Genomic DNA, 22,069 nt, shown 5'->3' on the forward strand with positions numbered 1-22,069 from the left:
GTAGGTGCAGCGCGCCACGGCGTCCAGTACCTGCTTTGCCGGGGTGGGGGCGGGCGCAGGCCCGACCCGGGAAGGGATCTCAGGCGTGTCCGGCCAGCAGCGCCGTGTTGCCGCCCGCCGCAGTGGTGTCGACGCAGGTGTGGCGTTCCAGAACAGCGTGGCCCGCGTCCGGCAAGCCGGTAATCAGAGGCAGGATCGGCCCCCTGCGCGCGGCAAGCGCCTGCCTGAGCACGCGGGCCGTGGCGCCGTCCCCCCACCAGAGCGCGCCGGAAAAGCCGTCCAGCGTTTCGAGCACCTCCGGCGGCACCGTGCCCTCTGCCGCGACAGCAAGGCCGCCGCGGGCGCGGATGGCCTCTGCCTGCGCCTCTGCCGCGCGTTTGCCGGGGCCGAGACACAGGAGCGGGGCACGGGGCAGGGTGGTCAGCCGGTTGGCCTCTCCCGTGGGGCCGGGCAGGGTCTGACGACGGGGGATGACCTTGGCCCGGGCCGCTTCGCTCAGCCAAGCCGCGAGAGCCCCTGCGGTGACAGCGCTGGCGTCGTCGGGGGCGGAGACGGGGGCGGCGACGGGGGCCGTCGGGCGCGCGCGGAAACGGTCGAGGTAATGCGGCCCGCCCGCCTTTGGCCCGGTGCCGGAAAGTCCTTCGCCGCCGAAGGGCTGGCTGCCCACGATGGCGCCGATCTGGTTTCGGTTGACGTAAAGGTTTCCCGCCTCCACGCGTTCGGTGACGTGCTGCACGCGGTCGTCGATACGGGTCATCAGGCCAAATGTCAGCCCGTAGCCCGTGGCGTTTACCGCGTCGATCACGGCATCGAGGTCGCGGGCCCGAAAGGTGGCCACATGCAGGACGGGGCCAAAAATCTCACGTTCGAGGTCGGCGATGCCAGCGACCCGGATCAGGCTGGGCGGCACGAAATGCCCGCGCGTTGGGGCGGGGAGGCTGTGGATCAGGCGCCCGTCGGAACGGGCGCGTTCGACGTGATCGAGGATGGCCTGCGCCGCCTCCGTGTCGATCACCGGGCCTGCGTCGGTCTGGGTCAGCCACGGATCGCCCAGAGTCAGCGTGTCCATGGCGCCGGTGAGCATGGTCAGGAACTCGCGTGCGATATCCTCCTGCACATAGAGGCAGCGCAGGGCAGAGCAGCGCTGGCCGGCGGACTGGAAGGCGCTTTCGACGATGGCCTGCACCGCCTGTTCCGGCAGCGCGGTGCTATCCACGATCATGGCGTTCAGCCCGCCGGTTTCGGCGACCAGCGGCGCGCCCGGGGCGAGGTGCCGGGCCATGTTCCGATGAATCGCCTGCGCGGTCTGGGTCGAGCCGGTGAAAGCCACGCCCGCCACCTGCGGTGTCGCGCCAAGCGCGGCGCCGATATCACCGCCGCCTGTCAGAAGTTGCAGCGCGGTGTGAGGGATGCCCGCCGCGTGCAGCAGTTCCACGGCGCGGTGGGCGATCAGCGGCGTCTGCTCGGCCGGTTTCGCCAGCACGGCGTTGCCCGCCGCGAGGGCTGCGGCTATCTGTCCGATGAAGATCGCCAGCGGAAAGTTCCACGGCGAAATGCAGGCGACGGTACCGAGCGGCTCTCCGCCCAGCCCTTCGGTGGCGCGCTGGCCGTAGTAGCGCAGGAAGTCCACCGCCTCGCGCAGTTCGGCGACGGCATCGGGCAGGGTCTTGCCCGCCTCCCGGTGCAGGAGGGCGAAGATCTCGCCATGGTTGGCTTCCAAAAGGTCGGCGGCGGCGCCGAGCAGTCGCGCGCGATCTTTGGCGTCGGCCTGCCACGGCTGCGCGGCTTGCGCGGCGCGGGCGACGTCCTCGGGCGTGGCGAGGCGGATTTCGCCCACGGTGTCGGTGAGGTCGGCGGGGTTCGTGACCGTCCCGACAGGGCCCTCGGATGGGTTGCAGGCCATGAGCGGCCCGCCCCGCCAGCGATGCGTGCGGAAAGCGTCGCGTTTGGCGTCAATCGCCGCCAGCGTCGGGCGGTGGCGCAGGTCGTAGCCGTTGGAGTTGGTGCGCTCCGGCTCGAAGAGCCGCGTGCCGGTGCGCAGGCTGCCGGGGGCGGCGACCTCGAAGGGATCGGCGGCCACTTCGGCGGGCGGCACGGCCTCGTTGACGATCTGGTGCACGAAGGAGGAGTTGGCGCCGTTCTCCAGCAACCGCCGTACGAGGTAGGCCAACAGGTCGCGGTGCGCGCCCACGGGGGCGTATATGCGGCAGGCGGTGCCGCTCTGCTCCCTCAGCAGGGCGTGCAGCGTCTCGCCCATGCCGTGCAGGCGCTGGAACTCGAAGGCGTCTTTGGGCAGGTCGCGCGCCATGTGCAGGATGGCGGTGGCAGTATGGGCGTTATGCGTGGCGAACTGCGGGTAGATGCGGTCGGTCATCGTCAGCAGCTTGCGGGCGTTCGCGATATAGCTGACGTCGGTGGCCGGTTTGGACGTGAAGACGGGGAAGCCGTCGAGTCCCATGACCTGCGCCTTCTTGATCTCCGAATCCCAATAGGCCCCTTTGACGAGGCGGACCATGATGCGGCGGTCAAGGCAGTCCGCCAGCGCGTGCAGCCAGTCGATGACCGCGCCCGCGCGCTGGCCATAGGCCTGCACCACCACGCCGAAGCCGTCCCATCCGCGCAAGGCCGGATCCGACAGCGTGCGTTCGATGACATCAAGCGAGAGCGACAGGCGGTCGGCTTCCTCGGCGTCGATGTTCAACCCGATGCCGGCCGATTTGGCCAGCCCGCAGAGCGCGCTGAGCCGTGGCACCAGCGCGGCGATGGCCTCTTCGCGCAAGAGGTCGTCATAACGCGGGTGCAGGGCGGAGAGCTTCACGGAGATGCCGGGGTTGCGGCGGATATCGTCATGGCTGGCAGCAGAGGCGATGGCGGTGATCGCCCGCGAATAGGCGAGGTGGTAGCGCGCGGCGTCCTTTTCCGTCCGGGCGGCCTCCCCCAGCATGTCGTAGGAGTATGTGTAGCCCTTGGCTTCCTGCGCCGCGCCGCGTTTCATGGCGGCCTCGATGGTTTCGCCCAGCACGAATTGTGCGCCCATCTCCTTCATGGCGCGGGCGGTGGCGGTACGGATCACCGGCTCGCCCAGTCGCCGGATGGCGTTCTTGAGGTGGCCCACGGGACCGGGGCGGGCGTCGTCGTCGAGTACGCGGCCTGTCAGCACCAGAGCCCATGTCGAGGCATTGACCAGCGGAGAGGTCGAATGGCCAAGGTGCCGCGACCAGTCGGACGGCGCGATCTTGTCCTCGATCAGCGCGTCGATGGTATGGGCGTCGGGCACGCGCAGCAGCGCCTCCGCGAGGCACATCAGCGCAACGCCCTCGTCGGTCGACAGTCCGTATTCGGCCAGAAAGACCTCCATCAGGCCGGGCCGGGTGCTGGCGCGGATATCCGACACGAGGCGCGCGGCGGACACGCTGATCTGCGCGCGGTCCCCGGGCGGCAGGGTCGCTTCTTCACGCAGGCGGGCAATCGTCTGCGCCTCGGGTGCGTAGGCGAGGGCATCGATACGGGAACGCAGGTCGGATGGCGTATTCATGGCTGTCCTCGGGAGCTGTTTGAGGTAAGATATCCGGGATGGGCCGGGTGATTTGACCGTTTCATCGCCAATTCACGGGTATTTCGACTTTAGAGGGGGTATTCGGCGATGCAGGACAATCTGGCAGAGATGGATCGCTTTGACCGCGCGATTCTGCGCGAACTGGCTGGCGAGGCGCGCATCTCCGTCACTGAACTGGCCCGCCGCGTCGGCCTGTCAAAAAGCCCGGTGCAGGCGCGTCTGAAAAAGCTGGAAGACGCTGGCACCATCAAGGGCTATCGTGCGCTGCTCGACCCGATCCGGCTGGGCCTGGCGCATGTGGCCTTTGTCGAGGTGCGCATGGTGGACACGCGCGAAGCAACGCTGGCAAAGTTCAACGCCGCCGTGGCACGTATTCCCGAGATCGAGCAGGCGCATCTGATCGCAGGCAACTTCGACTACCTGCTGAAGGTGCGCACGGCGGATATGCCCTCTTACCGGCAGGTGCTTGCCGAGAAGGTGTCCACCCTGCCGGGGGTGTCCTCGACCTCCACTTTCGTGGCCATGGAGGCGATCAAGGACGAGGCGGTGACGGAGCCGGACTGACCCGCGTCACCAGCGCGGGCTTGACCCGTGGCGCGTATGTGGCAGGCTGGCGGGATGCGTTGCCTTCTTGCATTCTTGCTGTTGTCGGGGCCGGCCGTGGCGGATGGCTGTCCCGCCGCTCCCGATCTGACGGCGAAGCTCGACCCGCTCTACGAGGCGCTGAAAATCGCGCCCGATGCGGACACGGCGCAGTTGATCACCAACAAGATGTGGCGGCTGTACGACGATGCCCCCGACGCCCCCGCGCAGGAGATCCTGAACGAGGGGATGCAGGCGCGGGCCGCCTTTGACCTGCTGGTGGCGAAGGAACGCTTTGATACGCTGATCCTGTATTGCCCGGAGTATGCCGAAGGCTATAACCAGCGCGCTTTCGTCTTTGTTCTGGGGGGTGATTATGCCGCCGCGCTGCCGGACCTGGAGCGCGCTCTGGCGCTGAACCCGCGCCACATCGGGTCGCTGTCGGGCTACGCGCTGACGCTCATGGCGCTGGGGCGCGAGGACGAGGGCCAGCGGGCCCTGCGCGCGGCGCTGGAGGTGCATCCCTGGCTGCCGGAACGGCGCTTTCTCGCACCGTTCCGCAAGGACGAGCTTTGACCGCGGAGCCGCTATAAACCTCATGTTTACGGCAAATGCGCATGGTGGCCGCGCCCGCACGACGGCGGGTTGGGGCAGTCATGGGCGCATCGGTCGCCCGTTGCGGGGCAGAACATGGCCTTCATCTTTCAGAGCAGCGACCAGATCTATGCCGGGTCGAGCTACATCATCGCCAATGGCGATACAGTTTTCGTCACCGACGGCGCGATCATCGCAAACGATGAAACCTATACCCTGCGTTATGCGGGCGGGCCGTTGCGCAGCCTGCTGGTGAACTATGGTCAGATCATCGGTCATGCAAATGCGGTGGTCTACATGGGGGCCGCATCGAACGTGCTGGAGAACCACGGCCTGATCCGCAACAACGACGACTCGTCGAATATGCGCGGGGCGGTTCTGGTCGCGACTTCGGGTGTACACCGAATCGTCAACAACGCAGAGATTACCAGCGCCGGGCGCGTGGTCGACATCAACGGCGCGGTGAACGCGGTGTCGGTGGTTCTGCAGAACCACGGGCTGATGCAAGCGCTTTTCGGACATGACGTTCTGCGCGACGGCGACTGGGTGCAAAACGTGACGGTGAAGAACACCGGCACCCTGCGCGGCGGCGAAATGGGTATGTCCGGCACCGGGCGCGGCTGGCTGGACAACACCGGCCGCATGGAGGTGACGCAGATCGACGGCGCCTCGGCACAGGGTTTCACCATGGTGAACAGCGGTGTGCTGGAGGGGTGGGAATTCTCCACCCATCTCGACGCCGCCCCCGGAGAGGTCTGGATCCAAGCGTCCGAGACAGCGGATCTGATCCGTAACATGGGCACGATCCGGGGCGATCTGGACGCGTCGTCGGGCGACGACGCGGTGCATAATTCCGGCACGTGGGTCGGCGACCTGCGGCTCGGGTACGGCAACGACACGGTCTGGGGGTTCGGCGGGACGTTCGACGGCAGTATCGATGGCGGTCCCGGTGATGACCGCATCCTGATCCAGAGCGACTCCATCATGGTGATTGGCGGGGCAGGCTCCGACACGCTGCTTGCGCGTTCCGACGTGCTCGCAGTGTCGGAGGTCGAAACCATCCAACTGCTTGGCGCGGGGAACTTCGCGGTGGCGGGCTCCGACGGGGCCGAGGCAATTACCGGCAACGTGGGGGCAAATCTGCTGCAGGGCCTTGGCGGGAATGACACGCTGATCGGCGCCGCGGGCGATGACGTGATCCAGAGCGGGGAGGGCAGCGACCTGATTTACGGCGGCTCCGGCTGGGACGAGATCGAGGGCGGCGACGGCAACGATACCGCCTCTGGCGGGGCGGGGGCCGACACGCTGCGCGGCGGGGCGGGCAACGACGTGCTCGCGGGCGAAGAGGGGAACGACGTGCTCGACGGTGGCGCGGGAAATGACACGCTGAACGGCGGGCTGGGCTGGGACTCGCTCTCTGGCGGGGCCGGAAACGATTACATGGTCGGATTTCAGGACAACGATTTCCTGGATGGCGGCGACGGATTGGACCGGCTGCTGGGCGGCGACGGCGACGACACGCTGGTGGGCGGTGCGGGCGACGACATCCTGTCGGGCGATTCGGGCAACGACATGCTGACCGGCGGTACCGGGTTTGACATCCTAATGGGGAAGTCTGGTTTCGACACTTTCATGTTTTACAGTCTGGCGGAGATCGACGAGGGCAGGCCCGACCGGATCAAGGATTTTGAACGCGGGGCGGATGTCATCGACGTTTCCGCCATCGGTGAGGATTCGAGTTTCGACTTCATCGGAACCAGCGCGTTCTCGGCCTCCGGCGGGATGGAGGTGCGTTATATTCTCAATGCCTTCGGCGCGGCCTACCTCTATTTCGACGCGACGGGGAGTGGGGTTTCGGATGCGGAGCTGATCGTTTTCAACGTGCCGGGCGGGATCGAGGCGTCCGACCTCGTGCTCTGACGGCGGCCAATTCGCGCAACCTGTTTACACTGCCGCGTGGCTGACTATTGTCGCGCCACCCGGCGCGCGGCGCGCGCTTCGGGGCCCGCGTGGTGGAATGGTAGACACAGGAGACTTAAAATCTCCAGGCCTTGTGCCGTGCCGGTTCGAGTCCGGCCGCGGGTACCATCGAATGCCGGTCCGCTGGGGCAGGACAGGTCAGGATAGGCGCTGGTGGCGAGCGTGCTTCTTCAGAAAACCGATACCGCAAAACGTGGCGACGGGCTGGATCAATGTTGTGGAAGGTAAGTGGACGACGGGCCTTGCCCGGCACTCAACCCTTCTTGCGCAGCCGGATGACCACCTCGACAGAGGCGATTTCCGACCCTTCGGGGGCCTTGGGCAACTGGGCAAAGACCAACTCCTCTGACGGAGCGTCGGTCAAATGGCCTTCGCCTTCCCAGTAGAAATGCGGGTGGTCGTGGGTGTTGGTGTCGAAGTAACTGCGCGAGCCGTCGACAGTGACTTCCTGCATGAGGCCCGCGTCGCAGAAAGCCTTCAGCGTGTTGTAGACGGTTGCGAGGCTGACCTGTTCGCCCTGCTCCATGGCGGCGGCAAAGAGGCTTTCGGCGGTGACGTGACGGTTCCTGCCGTCGCCGACCAGAAGGGCCGCCAGTGCCACGCGCTGCCGCGTCGGGCGCAATTCGCTGCGCGCGAGCCAGCTTTTGCCGCGTTCCATCGCCTCGGTCATCGTGCCGGTAAACCCCTTATCCGCCATCGATATGCAATATAGGTGCGATCCGGGCATGATTTCAAACCCTTTCGCTGTGAGCGCGCCCGTGTCGGGGCGCTTGCATGGGGCGGGCGGCGGATGATAGAGGGGGCCGGACTTCGAGGAACGCACCACGAGAGGGGCCCGCAGGCATGTCCGATTATCCCACCAGCTTCGACAAGGAAGACCTGCTGAAATGCGCGCGCGGCGAATTGTTCGGCCCGGGCAATGCGCAGCTTCCGGCGCCGCCGATGTTGATGATGGACCGGATCACGGAGATTTCGGGCGAAGGCGGCCAGCATGGCAAGGGCCACGTCGTGGCGGAGTTCGACATCACGCCCGACCTGTGGTTCTTCGAGTGCCACTTTCCGGGCAACCCGATCATGCCGGGTTGTCTGGGTCTCGACGGGCTGTGGCAGCTGACAGGGTTCAACCTGGGCTGGCGCGGCTGGAAGGGGCGGGGCTACGCGCTGGGTGTGGGCGAAGTGAAGCTCACCGGCATGGTGCGGCCCGACCGGAAGATGTTGACCTATCGGGTCGATTTCACCAAGGCCGTCCAGACGCGCCGCCTGACCATGGGCGTGGCCGATGGTATCGTCGAAGCCGATGGCGAGGTCATCTACCAGGTCAAGGACATGAAGGTGGCGCTCAGCGAGACCTGAGCCAGACCTGAAGGGGCCCCGGATCGGGTGTCCCACGGTGGGACGTTTGGGAGACCTGGGAATTTCAATGGTTTAAGCCGGACGGATTCAGGAAGAATTAAGACTTTGGAAGGGGCCGGCGGCCCCTTTCCTCGTTTGAGGCACCGGGGGCTGGGCTGGGGCAGCGGCGCGCCGGGGCCGGGCGGGTGTGGATCTTTGGCGGTGCGGCTTTGTCGCGCCGGGGGTGGGCTGCGCGGGTGGGCCGGGAGTATTCGAACCAAGGAGAAGCTGGGGCGGGACATTTTCCGGGGCGGAGCGGGGGATGGAGGCGCGCTCATCCCGTTTGTTTCGCCTCGCGCCCGGATGCTGCCCGGAGTATTTGAAAAGCGGAAAAACTCGGGGCGTGTGCAATGTTTCCGCATGCGCTGCAGGCAGTGGCGAGCCAGTGCGGGATCAAGTCCTGCCCGGCGGGGCGGGGCGTATAGCGAGGGGGGGGGGGGCGGCTATACGGGGTGTCCCGCGCCGGTTTTCCGGCAACAGGATTTTCCGGGACACGATTTCCGGTGTCTGGACCTTTGGTGACCGGATTTTCATTGAATTGTGGCGGGGCATCGGCTTCGATCAAGGGGCTTGCCGGAGGAGGATCCGAGATGCAGAAGTTCCCTTGCACCGCACTATTCATGACAATCGTGGGTTTCGCCGCGCTGCCGGCGCTGGCGCAGACCGGTGCGGCAGGCGAGTTCACCGTGGTCAACGACACGGATGACAACCTGATCACCGGCTTTTACACCAGCGAGGACGGCGAGACGTTCTCGGACAACTGGCTGGCCGCGCCGCTCGGCCCCGGCGAGGCTGCCGGCGCCACGTTCCACGCAGACTCCGGCGCCTGCACCCAGTATTTCGTGGTGGGGTGGGCCGCGGACGACGGCATATCCGAGGTCGAGGACGATGTGACGGAAATCGACATCTGCGACGCCTCGGTTGTCTATCTCGGGGATAACGAGATCAGCTACGAGTAGGGCCGTGGCGGCGCGGTGCGCGCCTCACGTCGGGCAGCAGGGGCACGAAGGGGGCCGCCCTGCGCAGTAGGCTGGGGGCAATGACCCGCCGCGCGATGCGCTGGACAGGCGCGGCGCGAAGGTGCGCGTTACAAAACCGTCATCCAATCGTCAGGGTGATGATACGCAGGGGCCTTATCGCGGCGCCACTGGATCACGATCCAAGCCAGACAACGCGAGCGATGGAGTGCCGACATGACCGACAAATCCCTTATTGACCTTTCCTGGGACGATTTCGACGAACACCGCGACCCGCGCCCGGACAGCAGCGACTTTGATGCGGTTGTCGAGCGTGCGATTTCGCGTCGCGGGTTCCTTGGCGGGGCGCTGGCCTTCGGCTCTGCCGCGTCTGTGTTTGGCGCGGGCCTGATGTCCTCGACCACCGCGGCGCGGGCCGGGGCGCATGGCGGTTTCGCCTTCAAGCCGATCGGGATCGCCACCGATCACGAGATCCACGTCCCCGAGGGCTACCGCCACAAGGTGCTGGTGCGCTGGGGCGACGCGCTGTGGTCCGAGGCGGATGGCGCCTACGGTGACGACGGGCTGGTTCCGGTAGCGATGTCCGACAAGGTGTTCGGCGAGAACACCGACGGCATGGAACTGTTCGATGTCGACGGCAAGGAGGTGATCGCGGTCAACTCCGAGTATGTGAACCCGAAGATCAACCTGCCCGAAGCTTCCGAAGGGGTGCCCGCCGACGCCGATCAGGTGACGCTGCTGAAGAATTTCCAGGGGGTCACCGTCATGGAGGTTGCGAAGGGTGCGAACGGTTACGAAGTGGTCAAGGACAGCCCGCTGAACCGTCGCATCACCCATGAAACCGAGATGACGCTGGCCGGGCCGCTGGCCGGGCACGACCTTGTGAAGACGAGTGCCGATCCCGAGGGCCGCACCGTCCGGGGCACGATGAACAACTGCGGGTCGGGCCGGACGCTCTGGGGCACCTATCTGACCTGCGAAGAAAACTTCAACGGCTACTTCGGCGCCACCGGCGAGATGCCGGAGGGCGAGGGCTATGCCCGCTATGGCATCGGCGGCGAAGGCCGTTACGCCTACGAGAAGTTCGACACGCGCTACGATCTGAGCCACGAGCCGAACGAGCCGCACCGCCACGGGTTCGTCACCGAGATCGATCCGGCGGACCCCACGTCGACCCCGGTGAAGCGCACCGCGCTGGGCAGGTTCAAGCATGAAAACGCCGAAATGGTGCATGCCTCGGACGGGCGCGTGGTGGTCTATCTGGGCGACGACGAGCGCGGCGAGTTCCTGTACCGCTACGTGTCGACCGACACCTGGGAAGAGGGTCAGGACGGTGGCGCGTTGCTGGACGATGGCACGCTGTACGTGGCGAAGTTCAACGACGATCAGACCGGCGCGTGGCTGCCGCTGACCCCGGAGACCACCGGGATGGACGCGGCGGAGATCCTCGCCTTTACCCGCTTGGCGGCCTCCGCCGCGGGGGGCACCACCATGGACCGGCCGGAGTGGGTCGCGGCGAACCCGACAAAGCCCGAGGCCTATGTCGCGCTGACCAACAACAAGAACCGTGGCGTGAAGCCGAACGCCGGTGGCGACGATACGTCGGTCAACGGGCCGAACCCGCGCGAGACCAACAACTTTGGCCAGATCGCGCGCTGGGTTCCGGAAGGCGGCAACCACGCGGCGGACAACTTTGAATGGGATCTGTTCGTCATGGCGGGCAACCCGACGGTCTACGACAACGCCTATGGCGGGTCGGAGAACGTGACCGAGGGCAATATGTTCAATTCGCCCGACGGGATGGCGTTTTCCTCCGACGGGATGCTGTGGATCCAGACCGACGGCGACGATTCGAACGAGGGCGAATTCGCCGGGCAGGGCAACAACCAGATGCTGGTGGGCAACCCGCAAACCGGCGAGATCGCGCGGTTCATGACGGTGCCGAACGGCGCCGAGGTCACCGGGCTGTGCTGGTCACTCGATGGCAAGACCGCCTTTGTCGGGGTGCAGCATCCCGGCGGGTCCTGGCCGGATGGCGCGGGCAAGCCGCGGTCGTCCATCGTCGCTGTCTGGCGCGAAGACGGTGCCGTGATCGGCTGAGGGCGTTTGCGGAAGGATCAGGGCGGCCCCGGAGCGATCCGGGGCCGTCTTTCGTCGCGGGCGGTACGCGCGGACGGGGCAGCCACACCTTGCGCCATCCCCCTCATCCGGCCTACATAACCCGCAACAAACGCAAGGGAGGCTCTATGCGCCGCGTCGTCGTTACAGGCTTGGGGGTAGTCTCGAGCATCGGGAACAATGCCGAGGAAGTGCTGGCCTCGCTGAAGGCCGGGAAGTCGGGGATCTCCGCCTCGGAAGAGATGAAGGAACACGGGTTCCGTAGCCAGGTCTCGGGCCAGCTGAAGATCGACGTGACCGAACACGTCGACAAGCGCACGCTGCGCTTCATGGGGCCGGGAGCAGCCTATGCCCATATCGCCATGAGCCAAGCCATCGCGGACGCGGGGCTGGAAGAGGCCGATATCGTCAACCCGCGCACCGGGCTGGTGGCGGGGTCCGGCGGGCCGTCGACCTCGGCGCTGCTGACGGCGCATCAGGTGGTGTTGAAGTCCGGCGCGACCAAGCGGATCGGCCCCTTCGCCGTGCCGAAGGCGATGTGCTCGACGATCAGCGCGAACCTGTCGACGGCGTTCCGCATCAAGGGCATCAACTACTCGATCACCTCGGCCTGCTCGACTTCGCTGCATTGCATCGGCAACGCGGCGGAGCAGATCATGCTGGGCAAGCAGGACGTGATGTTCGCCGGCGGCGGCGAGGAGCTGGACTGGACGCTGAGCTGCCTGTTCGACGCCATGGGCGCCATGTCCTCGAAGTACAACGACACGCCGGAGAAGGCCTCGCGCGCGTTCGACGCCGGGCGGGACGGTTTCGTGATCTCCGGCGGTGGCGGCATCGTCGTGCTGGAGGAACTGGAGCACGCCCGCGCGCGCGGCGCGAAGATCTACGCCGAGGTGACGGGCCTGGGCGCGACCTCCGACGGGGCCGACATGGTGGCGCCCTCGGGCGAGGGCGGCGAGCGGGCCATGCGGCTGGCGCTGTCGACGCTGCCGGAGGGCCGCAAGGTCAGCTACATCAACGCGCACGGCACCTCGACGCCGGTGGGCGACGTGGGCGAGATCGAAGCGGTGCGCCGGGTCTTTGGCGAGGGGGCGACCCCGCCGGTATCCTCCACCAAATCGATGACCGGCCACAGCCAGGGTGCCACCGGCGCGCAGGAGGCGATCTACTGCCTGCTGGCGCTCCGCGACGACTTCATCATTCCGTCGATCAACGTGGAAACGCTGGACCCCGCGCTGAAACCCGAAGAAATCGCCACGCAACTGGTGGAGAACGCCGGGCTCGACTCGGTGATGACCAACTCGTTCGGCTTCGGCGGCACGAACGGGTCGATGGTCCTGTCGAGGTTCGTGGAGTGAGCGGCATGATGAGTTTGCAGGGCAAGCGCGGGCTTGTCATGGGCGTGGCGAACGAGCGTTCGATCGCCTGGGGCATCGCCAAGGCCTGCGCCGAGGCGGGGGCGGAGCTGGCCTTCACCTACCAGGGCGAGGCTTTCGGCAAGCGGCTCGAGCCGCTGGCGGCGAGCGTCGGGTCGGATTTCATGGTCGACGTGGACGTGACGGACGAGGCCTCGTTGGAGGCGGCCTTCGAGGCGCTCTCGGCGCGCTGGGACCGGCTGGATTTCCTGGTGCACGCCATCGCCTACTCCGACAAGAGCGAGCTGACGGGGCGAATCCTGAACACCAGCCGTGCGAACTTCAAGAACTCCATGGATATCTCGGTCTACTCCTTCATCGACGTGGCGCGGCGCGCACATCCGTTGATGACGGAGGGCGGCACCATGCTGACGTTGACCTACATGGGCTCCACCCGGGTGACGCCGAACTACAATGTGATGGGCGTGGCGAAGGCGGCGCTGGAATCGACGGTGCGCTACCTGGCAAACGACCTCGGACCGGACGGCATCCGGGTGAACGCGATCTCGCCGGGGCCGATGAAGACGCTGGCCGGCGCGGCCATCGGCGGCGCGCGCAAGACCTACAAGCACACCGACGTGAACGCGCCGCTGGGCTCGAACGCGACGCTGGAGGCGGTGGGCGGCACGGCGGTCTACCTCGCATCCGACGCGGGCGCCTGCACGACCGGGGAAATCGTTCGGGTCGACGGCGGCTACCACGTGCTGGGAATGCCGCAATACGAGAATCTCTGAGCGGACCGACCGTTTGCCGGGAAACTGTCACGGGCCTGCTGTCGTTTCGACGCAGGCCCGTTTCCCATTTGACACCGTGTTTCACGAGCAGGACCCCATGCGGGCAATTCTGGCCGGTGATGCGCGCCCGGCAAAGCGGGCTGCACAACGGGGGAAGGCGCAACCGACCGGGGCGGCCGGCCCTGCCCGACGCATGGTCGGGCGCGGTGGGGTTACGGCGATCGGGGCGAGCCTTTCGGCTCTGACGCTGTTTTCGGAGGACGGGCGCCGGTTGCGGGCGGAGTTTCGGGCCGCGTTGCTGGAAACCATCGCCACGGAGATGGCTGTGCGGTGCCGAGAGGGCCGGACCGGAGACAGGGTCAATGCCGGGCCAGAGTCAGGGTCTATGGTCCGGCAAAAATCCGGGGATACTGGCGTGCCAGAGGCCGGTCCGGGTGCCCTGATAACGGACGGGCCAATGACCCCCGCACAAGGGGCCGCCGCCCAGTGACCGCCCAGTGACCGCCCAGTGACCGCCCAGTGACCGCCCAGTGACCGCCCAGTGACCGCCCTGTCGCTCGGCCCTTGCCGGGCGCGGGCGCGAGGGGCAGCCAGATGTCAGAAAGCCGCGTCGCGAACCGCTGCGTCTGCCCCGGCGGCTGAAGCGGCTGAAAAGGGAGACCAGAGGCGGTACCGCTGACACTATGCCCGCGCCGTGGTAGTCAACGGGGAACGATCAGGGAGTCCTCTCGTGCCGCTACCCGCGCTGCTTCCCGTCCGCTGGCCCGCCCGCCGGCTGCCATGTCAGCCGGCTTTCCTGCCCGCCTGTCTTGCCTTCGCCGCGCTCTCTGCCTGCGCCATTGTGTCGCTCGCGCCCGCCGTGCGCGGCGGCACCGATGGCGTCGCGGCAAAGCTCCGCCCCGGCGTCACTCGCGCGGAGGCAGACGTGGCGCTCGGCCCCGATGCGGGCTTTGAACGCAACCCGAAGGACTTCGACGAATCCTGCGTCAGCTACGCCTACGGAGGCGTACCGCCGCTCTACGTCCACGCGGTCTTTCGCGCGGGGGGCGGCTGGTCAGGGCGAGCGATGGGCACCCGGCGCTGTGCACCTACGGGTCGCTGATCGAGGGCTGAGGCGTGGGGCAGGGTCCGGGCCGACCGGAACCGGTCCCGCCGCGCGCGGGTTGTCAGGAAAACGGAGGATCATTCGATGACCCATACCCTGACGCTGCAGTCCATTTCTCCTGTGACCCATGACTGCCATCACCTGGTCTTTGACCGGCCGGAGGGATTTTCCTTTGCGGCGGGGCAGGCGGTGGACCTTGCGCTTGACCGCGACGGCTGGCGGCAGGAGACGCGGCCTTTTACTTTCGTCAGCCTGCCGGAGGAGGAGACGCTGCAGTTCGTCATCAAGTCCTACCCGGAACATGACGGGGTGACGGAACGGATCGGAAAACTGACACCCGGCGACACCGTGCTGGCGGAAGACCCCTGGGGCGCGATCTCCGACAAGGGGGATGGCATCTTTGTCGCCGGGGGCGCGGGGGTGACACCCTTTATCGCCATCCTGCGCAAGAAGCTGCAGGAGAACGGGGCCCTGGACGGCAATACACTGGTGTTTTCGAACAGGACCGAGGCGGAAATCATCCTCAAGGACGAGTTCGACGCGATGCCGGGGTTGTCTGTGGTCTATACCGTCACCGACGAACCCGACAGCGATTATGCGCGGGGGCAGGTGGATGCGTCCTTCCTGAGGGATCTGCTCGATGTAGCCGAAGATGTGGTCTACGTCTGCGGCCCCGACGGCATGGTCGAGACGTTGCCACGGGAGCTGGTAGCTTTGGGCGTACCGCAGAAGCGTATTATAACGGAAAAATTTGACTGAGGAGTTTCTCCTTGCCCGCCCAAAGAAGGGGGGCTCTGCCCCCCTCTGCCTTCGGCATTCACCCCCCGCGGTATTTCTGAACCAAAGAAGCTGGGCGCTTTGACTTTTCTTCTTTGGTTCAGAAATACCGCGGGAGCGCGAGGGCAGTGCCCTCGCCGCGCCGCAGGCGCGTTTGCGCGGGCGTAGCCCGCGCCGGTCGGATCGAGGGAGCGCCCGCAGGGCGTGGCCGTCGGTTCGAAACCGCTATGTTGGCAGTGAGGGGTGGGGCGGGCTTTCAGCCGGACTCCCGACAGAAAGACGTTCGCCCGGAATCCGTTTCAGGCAACCGTCAAAACCACTGGCCGGGTTCCATCAGGCCGAGATCAAGCAGTTGACGCGAGTGCCATTCGAAGGGCATCGAATTGCGCCAGTGAAAGCTGCGGATGTCGGAGGTGGAGCCGGGATTGCGCTTCAGTGCCTTCGCGGTGCGGAAGGAGGCGATGGCCGCCGTCAGGTTGTTGTGCCACGGGCAGGCGTAGGTGTTGTTTTCCTCGACATCGAAGGTGTGGTCCTCTCGCAGGCGCTGGCCGGGGCGGGCGCGGAAAAGTGCGATGCGGTCGATCTTGCGACGTTCGGGGGGGATGTGTTCCTCGTAGCGCCAGCGCAGCCCGCCAAAGAAGTCCAGCTGGCGGTCTCTGGGGTGGTTGTGATTCTTCGGATCGGGGCGGGCCAGCGCGTAGTAGCCGGAGCGGTCGAGATGCGCGTCCTCCAGGCTGACCGCACTGGGAGTGCGGGCCAGGTCGGCGGCGTAGAGATCGATCACATAGCTGAGCATGGCGTCGCGGCGTTCTTCGCTGTGAAAGGCCAGCATTTCGCCGACGGTACGGGTCTCGCAAAAGGGGTAGAAGAGGTATTCCGCGTTGTAGCAGTAGTAGAGCCATTGGCCCGCGGCGAGGTCGTTGATCCGGTTGACGGCCTGCACGACAGCGCCATCCGCAGCAGGGTCGCAGGTGATGCGGTGGATCTTGCCTTCGAGGTCGGGCGGCGTGTCCCAGAGGGGTGAGACGAAGCACAGCACCGAGCGGAACCCGCAGCGGCGGTGGTGACGCAGGGTGGAGGCGAGTTCGGTGTCGTCCTCCGCAAAGACCATGGCGATCGGCCCATTGGCGAGCGTGGGTTTGCCGCGCCGCGCGAAATCGTCGAGGGAATCGTAGGTCATCGCGGTCTTTCGGCCTTTCTGGGGGCTGTCGGCTCCGGGGGACTGTCGGCGCATCGCCGGGCGCGCGTCAGATTTGCCGAAGATCGTGCCCATTGCAAGGCAGGGGTGTTTCGGGCTATTTCCCGCCCCTGTTGTCCGGAACGGAGTCGCCCCATGACCGTCAAGAAGCTGTTCATCAAGACCTACGGCTGCCAGATGAACGTCTACGACAGTGAACGCATGGCGGAATCTCTGGCGGATCTTGGGGGTGGCGAGGGCTATGTCGTCACCGAAACCCCAGACGACGCCGACATGATCCTGCTCAACACCTGCCACATCCGCGAGAAAGCCGCGGAAAAGGTCTATTCCGAGCTGGGCCGCTACAAGGGCCTGAAGGCGGCAAAACCCGACCTGAAGATCGGCGTGGCGGGCTGCGTCGCGCAGGCCGAGGGGGAGGAGATCATACGTCGCCAGCCGATGGTCGACCTCGTGGTGGGGCCGCAGTCCTATCACAAGCTGCCGCAGCTGACTGCGAAGGCGGGGCTGGGACAGAAGGCGCTGGACACCGATTTCCCCGAGGAAGACAAGTTCGAGCACCTGAAGGCGCGGCCGAAGGCGAAGCGGGGGCCGACGGCCTTCCTGACGGTGCAGGAGGGCTGCGATAAGTTTTGCGCCTTTTGCGTGGTGCCCTACACGCGCGGCGCGGAGGTCAGCCGCCCGGCGGAGCGCGTCATGCGCGAGGCGCGCGACCTGGTGGAGCGCGGCGTGCGGGAAATCACCCTGCTGGGTCAGAACGTCAACGCCTACCACGGCCATGATGGCGGGCTGGCCGGGCTGATCCGGGAGCTGGCGGCGATCGACGGGCTGGAACGCATCCGTTTCACAACCTCGCATCCCAACGACATGGACGAGGCGCTGATCGCGGCGCATGGCGACTGCGAGAAGCTGATGCCCTATCTGCACCTGCCGGTGCAGGCGGGTTCGGACAGGATCCTAAAGCGGATGAACCGCCAGCACACCGCCGAGCAATACCTCGGCCTGATCGAGCGGCTGCGCGCGGCGCGGCCCGACCTGCACCTGTCGGGGGATTTCATCGTCGGCTTCCCGGAAGAGACCGAAGAGGATTTTCAGGCGACCATGGAGCTGGTGCGCGCGGTGCGCTACGGCTCTGCGTTTTCATTCAAATACTCGGAGCGCCCCGGCACGCCTGCCGCCGAGCGCGCACAGGTGCCGGAGGCGGAGAAGGACGACCGGCTGCAACGCCTGCAAGCCCTGCTGACACAGCAGCAGCGCGCGCTGCAGGATGCCATGGTCGGTCGCGAGGTTCAGGTGTTGTTCGAAAAGCCCGGCCGCCAGCCGGGGCAGATGGTGGGCAAATCGGAATATCTGCATGCCGTGCATGTGGAGGCACCGGGAATCGGACCCGGCGACCTTGCGCGGGTGCGAATCGAGTCCAGCGGCCCCAACAGCCTGAAAGGCGTGCTTCTCCCGTCTTAAATGCGGCGGGGAAGTCCTTGGAGGCAAAGAAAACCTCCAGTTGTCCACATAAAACACAAGATATAGTGGGAACTGTTTCCGGAATCGGTACGGGCGCTGTGGATTTCTTCTTCCCTTGTTAATAGGAATCCTTAAACTGTTGATTACAGTTAATTTGCGCGGTCCGCTGCCATCGGGTGCCGCGCATGGGGGAAACATCAATCAAGGGACAGAGCCTGTGGCGACACGTATCACCATGGCCCTCAGCGCGCTTGCGCTGACTGCTCTCGCATGTCTGTCGGCCGCCGTGCCGGCAGCCGCGGCCGGGGCCGAAAATAAAGACGCATTCATTTCCACACAGAACACCCGCACAATTCGGGGCGAACAATATATTCCGGGCATCTGGGTCGACCCAGATGGCTGCGAACACTGGGTCATGGACGACGGTGTCGAAGGGTACATGGACCCGCACCTTGACCGGAAGGGCATGCCGGTCTGCCGCCGGTCCAACACCTGCGGCGTGATGAACACCGACCAGTTCTTTGCCACCGACAGCTACAAGATCTCGCGCGCGGGGCAGCAGCGGATCGCGGATTTCTTCCGCTCGTCCAGTGCCATCGGCTATGTCATCGCCGGTCACACCGACAGCCGCGCCAGCGATGATTACAACATCAAGCTGTCGTACAACCGCGCGCTGGCCGTGGCCCGGATCGCCCGTTCGGTGGGTGCCAACATCACCGACGTTCGCGGCTTTGGCGAGCGGATGCCGGTGGCGTCGAATGCAACGACCGAAGGCATGGCGAAGAATCGCCGCGTCGAAGTCATCTGCTTCCAGTAACCGGGGGACCAGTCATGAAAGCCACCAAACTGCTGCTCGCCCTGCCTGTTGCCGCCGCGCTGTCGGCCTGCACCGATATTCCCATCGGGCCGGACAAGAGCAAGGACCGCAACTTCTTTGACCGGGACGACCTGACGCAGATGCACGCGGGCATCTGGGTCGATCCGAACGGGTGCGATCACTGGATCATCGACGATGGCGTGGAGGGCTACCTTTCGCTGCGTCTGGACAAGTACGGCAAGCCGGTCTGCTCGGGCACCGCCCCGCCGACCATCGCCACGGGGAATTTCAAGCAAGGTTCGACCAGCATCATCGGCGACCCGCTGTAACGTTCCCGCCACGCGCGACATCAAAGGGCCGTCCCTTCCGGGGCGGCCTAGTCGTATCTGGGGGGACTTGGCCCGCAGGGTGCCGGTGGGTCTGCCCGAAATGCGGGCAGGACGGCTGGCGTGAAATCTCTCGCTTTCATGACAATTACGGTACGACACTTGCGCTGGAACGAAACGGGATGCACCATATCTGGAACAGACAGGCGCGAAGGCGCATCGCCTTCGCCATATCGCGCAGGAGAGCGTATTGAATACAGGCGTGCTGACCAATGCCATTCTCGAATTCCCTGACAACCGGCTTCTGATCGATCTTTGCGGCGAGTTCGATCGCAACCTGACCGACATCGAGGCCCGCACCGGATCGCAGATCCTGCGACGCGGCAATCAGCTTGCGGTGCACGGCACGGAGGAAGCGGTGGCAGCGGCCCGGGAGGTCCTGAACGCGCTTTACGCGCGGCTGGAGCAGGGCCGGGAGGTCGGCCGGTCCGACATCGACCGCGAATTCCGCGTGCAGGACACGGAGGCACCGGACCAGCAGCTGGAGATGTTCGTCGGCGGCAAGGTCGAGATCAAGACCCGCAAGAAGCTGGTGGAGCCACGCACCGACGCGCAGAAGGCCTATGTGCGGTCGCTGTATGAAAACGAGCTGGGCTTTGGCATCGGGCCCGCGGGCACGGGCAAGACATACCTCGCCGTGGCTGTGGGGGTGAACATGCTGATCACCGGCGCGGTGGACAAGATTATCCTCTGCCGCCCGGCGGTGGAAGCCGGGGAGCGGCTGGGTTTCCTGCCCGGCACGCAGGAGGAAAAGGTCGACCCCTACATGCAGCCGCTGATGGACGCGCTGAACGACTTCCTCCCCGGAAAGCAGCTGGCCAAGATGCGCGAGGAGAAGCAGGTGGAGATCGCGCCGCTGGCCTTCATGCGCGGGCGCACGCTGTCGAACGCCTTCGTGGTGCTGGACGAGGCGCAGAACGCCACGACCATGCAGATGAAGATGTTCCTGACCCGCCTGGGCGAGGGGTCGCGCATGGTCATCACCGGCGACCGGACGCAATGCGACCTGCCGCGCGGGGTGCCTTCGGGGCTGGCAGACGCGGAGCGGCTGCTGGACACGGTGCCGGGGATCTCGTTCAACTACTTCACCGGCAAGGACGTGGTGCGCCACCCGCTGGTGGCGGCGATCATCGAGGCCTATGAACAGGACGGTTCCTGACGCCGGGTCTCGCGGAAACCCGAAACGGTTCGGGGCGTTATCTGCGGACCGTTTCCGGCGCTGCCGCTGGCGGAGCGTTCTGGGCGCTTGGGCCGGTGGCAACGGGTGTCGCTGACAACGCCGGGCCGCCGACGGCGGGCCGGGCACGGCCGGCGGGAGGTGGACGGGCGCGGCCGAAGCGGCTAACGGCAGCGGCAGCCATGAGCCACGGAGAGCGCGAATGCTGACGGACACGATCATCGAGGACGACCGCTGGGATGCGGCGGGGCTGGCCGCGATGGCGGAACGCGCGGCACAGGCGGCGCTGGCGCACCTCAGGCTGACCGGCGACTACGAGATCGCCGTGATGGGCTGCGACGATGCCCGCATCGCCACGCTGAACGCCGATTTCCGCGGCAAGCCCCGACCGACCAACGTGCTGTCCTGGCCGTCGGAGGATCTTGCCCCGGACATCGAGGGGGGCGCGCCCCTTTCTCCCGACCCCGACCCGGAGGAGGAGGAGGAGGAGGAGGAGGACGAGCCGCACCACCTCGGCGATCTGGCTCTGGCCTGGGAAACCTGTACGCGGGAAGCCGCCGAACAGGGCAAGCCTTTCGGCGACCACGTGACGCACCTTATCGTTCACGGGGTTTTACATTTGCTGGGCTACGACCATATCCGTGATGGAGATGCCACGCTGATGGAACGGTTGGAGGTCGAGATACTTGGCAATCTCGGTCTGAACGACCCATATAGGGAGATCGATGGGCCACATGGCTCGTGACTGGTATGGATTGATGGGCGACAACGACGACTCGTCTAACGCGGCGCAGGGCGCGCAGACGGAAAACGACCAGGGCAACAGCGCTGGCGATCAGGAGGGCGGCTTCTTGCGGCGGCTCTTCGGCTGGTCCTCGAAAGAGGATGACGAGGGCGAGGAAGTCGCCCGGAGCGGGGCGGAGCATTCGGCATCCCCGGCCCATGGTATGGTCAATCTGCGCCGCATGCGCGTGGAGGACGTGGCCATCCCCAAGGCGGAGATCATCGCCGTCCCCGATACGATCACCAAGGACGATCTGGTCAAGGTCTTCCGCGAAAGCGGCCTGACCCGGCTGCCGGTCTACGAGGGCACGCTCGACACGCCCGTGGGCATGGCCCACCTGAAGGATTTCGCTCTGGCCTACGGGTTCAACGGTGCGGGTGCGCGGTTCAATCTGCGCCGGATGCTGCGGCCACTGCTGTACGTCCCGCCGTCGATGCCGCTGGGCGTTCTGCTGACGAAGATGCAGACGGAGCGGCGGCACATGGCGCTGGTGATCGACGAATACGGCGGCGTCGACGGCCTGGTCACCATCGAGGACCTGATCGAACAGGTGGTGGGCGAGATCGCCGACGAACACGACACCGACGACGACCAGACCTGGGTAAAGGAACGGGCCGGCTGCTGGCTGGCGCTGGCCAAGACGCCGCTGGATGAATTCGAGGAAGAACTGGGCTTTGCCCTCACCCAGCACGACGACATCGACGAGGAAGAAATCGACACGCTGGGCGGTCTGGTCTTCATGCTGGCGGGCCGGGTGCCCGCGCGCGGCGAGGTGATCCGCCATCCGGCTGGCGTCGATCTGGAGGTCGTGGACGCCGACCCGCGGCGGATCAAACGGCTGCGCGTGCGCCTGCCCGGCACCGCACGGGCGCAGGCCCGGCTGGAGGCGACGCAGGCCCCTGTTCCGCTGGAGGTTACCATGCCGGCCTCGGCCCCCGGCGCCGCCGCTGGTCAGACCGTGAGCCAACCCGCCCCCGCGCCGACCGCGCGCGCGCCGGGGAAGGCGGATCGCGCGTGAC

19 protein-coding genes and 1 tRNA gene are annotated in these 22,069 nt (G+C 66.2%); 17 read left to right on the forward strand and 3 right to left on the reverse strand.

Features of this window, described 5'->3' with window-relative positions:
* Window positions 1–79: 79 nt before the first annotated feature.
* The gene (putA, locus tag J5474_RS13985; protein ID WP_209361524.1) at window positions 80–3,535 is read right to left on the reverse strand and encodes a bifunctional proline dehydrogenase/L-glutamate gamma-semialdehyde dehydrogenase PutA; all 3,456 of its coding nucleotides are present in this window, start codon (window positions 3,533–3,535) and stop codon (window positions 80–82) included.
* A gap of 108 nt (window positions 3,536–3,643) precedes the next feature.
* On the opposite strand from putA, the gene J5474_RS13990 reads away from it, so the two are divergent.
* The 4 genes from J5474_RS13990 (at window position 3,644) to J5474_RS14005 (ending at window position 6,820) form a co-directional block, all read left to right on the forward strand.
* Window positions 3,644–4,120, forward strand: coding sequence for an Lrp/AsnC family transcriptional regulator (locus J5474_RS13990; protein ID WP_209361525.1), 477 nt, complete (start codon window positions 3,644–3,646; stop codon window positions 4,118–4,120).
* A 54-nt stretch (window positions 4,121–4,174) separates the two neighbouring features.
* The gene (locus tag J5474_RS13995; RefSeq protein ID WP_209361526.1) at window positions 4,175–4,714 is read left to right on the forward strand and encodes a tetratricopeptide repeat protein; all 540 of its coding nucleotides are present in this window, start codon (window positions 4,175–4,177) and stop codon (window positions 4,712–4,714) included.
* 114 nt (window positions 4,715–4,828) lie between these two features.
* Window positions 4,829–6,652, forward strand: a complete 1,824-nt coding sequence (locus tag J5474_RS14000) for a calcium-binding protein (protein WP_209361527.1) — start codon at window positions 4,829–4,831, stop codon at window positions 6,650–6,652.
* A gap of 83 nt (window positions 6,653–6,735) precedes the next feature.
* Window positions 6,736–6,820: transfer RNA gene (locus tag J5474_RS14005), tRNA-Leu, on the forward strand.
* Between the two features lie 145 nt (window positions 6,821–6,965).
* On the opposite strand, the gene irr is transcribed toward J5474_RS14005, so the two are convergent.
* Window positions 6,966–7,382, reverse strand: coding sequence for a Fur family transcriptional regulator Irr (irr, locus tag J5474_RS14010; protein WP_209361528.1), 417 nt, complete (start codon window positions 7,380–7,382; stop codon window positions 6,966–6,968).
* 173 nt (window positions 7,383–7,555) lie between these two features.
* Here irr and fabA point away from each other — a divergent pair, with 173 nt between their 5' ends.
* The 7 genes from fabA (at window position 7,556) to J5474_RS14045 (ending at window position 15,212) form a co-directional block, all read left to right on the forward strand.
* Window positions 7,556–8,065, forward strand: a complete 510-nt coding sequence (fabA, locus tag J5474_RS14015; protein WP_209361529.1) for a bifunctional 3-hydroxydecanoyl-ACP dehydratase/trans-2-decenoyl-ACP isomerase — start codon at window positions 7,556–7,558, stop codon at window positions 8,063–8,065.
* 629 nt (window positions 8,066–8,694) lie between these two features.
* The gene (locus J5474_RS14020; protein ID WP_209361530.1) at window positions 8,695–9,063 is read left to right on the forward strand and encodes a hypothetical protein; all 369 of its coding nucleotides are present in this window, start codon (window positions 8,695–8,697) and stop codon (window positions 9,061–9,063) included.
* 234 nt (window positions 9,064–9,297) lie between these two features.
* Window positions 9,298–11,181 carry a PhoX family protein gene (locus J5474_RS14025; RefSeq protein WP_209361531.1) on the forward strand — a complete coding sequence of 628 codons (1,884 nt, stop codon included), beginning with the start codon at window positions 9,298–9,300 and terminating at the stop codon, window positions 11,179–11,181.
* Window positions 11,182–11,327: 146 nt separating this feature from the next.
* Window positions 11,328–12,557 (forward strand): beta-ketoacyl-ACP synthase I, encoded by a 1,230-nt coding sequence (fabB, locus tag J5474_RS14030; RefSeq protein ID WP_209361532.1) that lies wholly within the window; start codon window positions 11,328–11,330, stop codon window positions 12,555–12,557.
* Between the two features lie 5 nt (window positions 12,558–12,562).
* Complete coding sequence (locus J5474_RS14035) at window positions 12,563–13,348, forward strand: enoyl-ACP reductase FabI (RefSeq protein WP_425342888.1); 786 nt, start codon at window positions 12,563–12,565, stop codon at window positions 13,346–13,348.
* Window positions 13,349–14,078: 730 nt separating this feature from the next.
* Window positions 14,079–14,450 (forward strand): hypothetical protein, encoded by a 372-nt coding sequence (locus tag J5474_RS14040; protein ID WP_209361533.1) that lies wholly within the window; start codon window positions 14,079–14,081, stop codon window positions 14,448–14,450.
* An 87-nt stretch (window positions 14,451–14,537) separates the two neighbouring features.
* A complete protein-coding gene (locus J5474_RS14045) occupies window positions 14,538–15,212 on the forward strand; it encodes an FAD-binding oxidoreductase (RefSeq protein WP_209361534.1) in 675 nt (224 codons plus the stop codon).
* 328 nt (window positions 15,213–15,540) lie between these two features.
* On the opposite strand, the gene J5474_RS14050 is transcribed toward J5474_RS14045, so the two are convergent.
* Window positions 15,541–16,410, reverse strand: coding sequence for a hypothetical protein (locus J5474_RS14050; RefSeq protein WP_209361535.1), 870 nt, complete (start codon window positions 16,408–16,410; stop codon window positions 15,541–15,543).
* A 153-nt stretch (window positions 16,411–16,563) separates the two neighbouring features.
* Here J5474_RS14050 and miaB point away from each other — a divergent pair, with 153 nt between their 5' ends.
* The 6 genes from miaB to J5474_RS14080 all read left to right on the forward strand — a co-directional run bounded on the left by miaB (window position 16,564) and on the right by J5474_RS14080 (window position 22,068).
* On the forward strand, window positions 16,564–17,886 hold the full coding sequence (gene miaB / locus J5474_RS14055; RefSeq protein WP_209361536.1) for a tRNA (N6-isopentenyl adenosine(37)-C2)-methylthiotransferase MiaB: 1,323 nt from the start codon (window positions 16,564–16,566) through the stop codon (window positions 17,884–17,886).
* Window positions 17,887–18,121: 235 nt separating this feature from the next.
* Window positions 18,122–18,703: an OmpA family protein gene (locus J5474_RS14060; protein ID WP_209361537.1), complete on the forward strand. Its 582-nt coding sequence runs from the start codon at window positions 18,122–18,124 to the stop codon at window positions 18,701–18,703.
* A gap of 14 nt (window positions 18,704–18,717) precedes the next feature.
* A complete protein-coding gene (locus J5474_RS14065; protein WP_209361538.1) occupies window positions 18,718–19,032 on the forward strand; it encodes a hypothetical protein in 315 nt (104 codons plus the stop codon).
* 247 nt (window positions 19,033–19,279) lie between these two features.
* A complete protein-coding gene (locus tag J5474_RS14070) occupies window positions 19,280–20,248 on the forward strand; it encodes a PhoH family protein (RefSeq protein WP_209361539.1) in 969 nt (322 codons plus the stop codon).
* 220 nt (window positions 20,249–20,468) lie between these two features.
* Complete coding sequence (gene ybeY, locus J5474_RS14075) at window positions 20,469–21,011, forward strand: rRNA maturation RNase YbeY (RefSeq protein ID WP_209361540.1); 543 nt, start codon at window positions 20,469–20,471, stop codon at window positions 21,009–21,011.
* A gap of 13 nt (window positions 21,012–21,024) precedes the next feature.
* On the forward strand, window positions 21,025–22,068 hold the full coding sequence (locus tag J5474_RS14080) for a hemolysin family protein (RefSeq protein WP_209361604.1): 1,044 nt from the start codon (window positions 21,025–21,027) through the stop codon (window positions 22,066–22,068).
* Window position 22,069 lies beyond the last annotated feature (1 nt).

It is taken from the genome of Sagittula salina (assembly GCF_017813235.1).
Classification (GTDB): domain Bacteria; phylum Pseudomonadota; class Alphaproteobacteria; order Rhodobacterales; family Rhodobacteraceae; genus Sagittula; species Sagittula salina.

Excerpts from the sequence above, each read along its gene's own strand:
- J5474_RS13995 (WP_209361526.1), top strand. The coding sequence starts at position 4,175 with ATGCGTTGCCTTCTTGCATTCTTGCTGTTGTCGGGGCCGGCCGTGGCG.
- putA (WP_209361524.1), bottom strand. The coding sequence starts at position 3,535 with ATGAATACGCCATCCGACCTGCGTTCCCGTATCGATGCCCTCGCCTAC.
- J5474_RS14020 (WP_209361530.1), top strand. The coding sequence starts at position 8,695 with ATGCAGAAGTTCCCTTGCACCGCACTATTCATGACAATCGTGGGTTTC.
- J5474_RS14080 (WP_209361604.1), top strand. The coding sequence starts at position 21,025 with ATGGGCGACAACGACGACTCGTCTAACGCGGCGCAGGGCGCGCAGACG.
- J5474_RS14050 (WP_209361535.1), bottom strand. The coding sequence starts at position 16,410 with ATGACCTACGATTCCCTCGACGATTTCGCGCGGCGCGGCAAACCCACG.
- fabB (WP_209361532.1), top strand. The coding sequence starts at position 11,328 with ATGCGCCGCGTCGTCGTTACAGGCTTGGGGGTAGTCTCGAGCATCGGG.
- irr (WP_209361528.1), bottom strand. The coding sequence starts at position 7,382 with ATGACCGAGGCGATGGAACGCGGCAAAAGCTGGCTCGCGCGCAGCGAA.
- J5474_RS14025 (WP_209361531.1), top strand. The coding sequence starts at position 9,298 with ATGACCGACAAATCCCTTATTGACCTTTCCTGGGACGATTTCGACGAA.
- J5474_RS14060 (WP_209361537.1), top strand. The coding sequence starts at position 18,122 with ATGGCCCTCAGCGCGCTTGCGCTGACTGCTCTCGCATGTCTGTCGGCC.
- J5474_RS14035 (WP_425342888.1), top strand. The coding sequence starts at position 12,563 with ATGATGAGTTTGCAGGGCAAGCGCGGGCTTGTCATGGGCGTGGCGAAC.
- J5474_RS13990 (WP_209361525.1), top strand. The coding sequence starts at position 3,644 with ATGCAGGACAATCTGGCAGAGATGGATCGCTTTGACCGCGCGATTCTG.
- J5474_RS14000 (WP_209361527.1), top strand. The coding sequence starts at position 4,829 with ATGGCCTTCATCTTTCAGAGCAGCGACCAGATCTATGCCGGGTCGAGC.
- ybeY (WP_209361540.1), top strand. The coding sequence starts at position 20,469 with ATGCTGACGGACACGATCATCGAGGACGACCGCTGGGATGCGGCGGGG.
- fabA (WP_209361529.1), top strand. The coding sequence starts at position 7,556 with ATGTCCGATTATCCCACCAGCTTCGACAAGGAAGACCTGCTGAAATGC.
- miaB (WP_209361536.1), top strand. The coding sequence starts at position 16,564 with ATGACCGTCAAGAAGCTGTTCATCAAGACCTACGGCTGCCAGATGAAC.
- J5474_RS14045 (WP_209361534.1), top strand. The coding sequence starts at position 14,538 with ATGACCCATACCCTGACGCTGCAGTCCATTTCTCCTGTGACCCATGAC.
- J5474_RS14065 (WP_209361538.1), top strand. The coding sequence starts at position 18,718 with ATGAAAGCCACCAAACTGCTGCTCGCCCTGCCTGTTGCCGCCGCGCTG.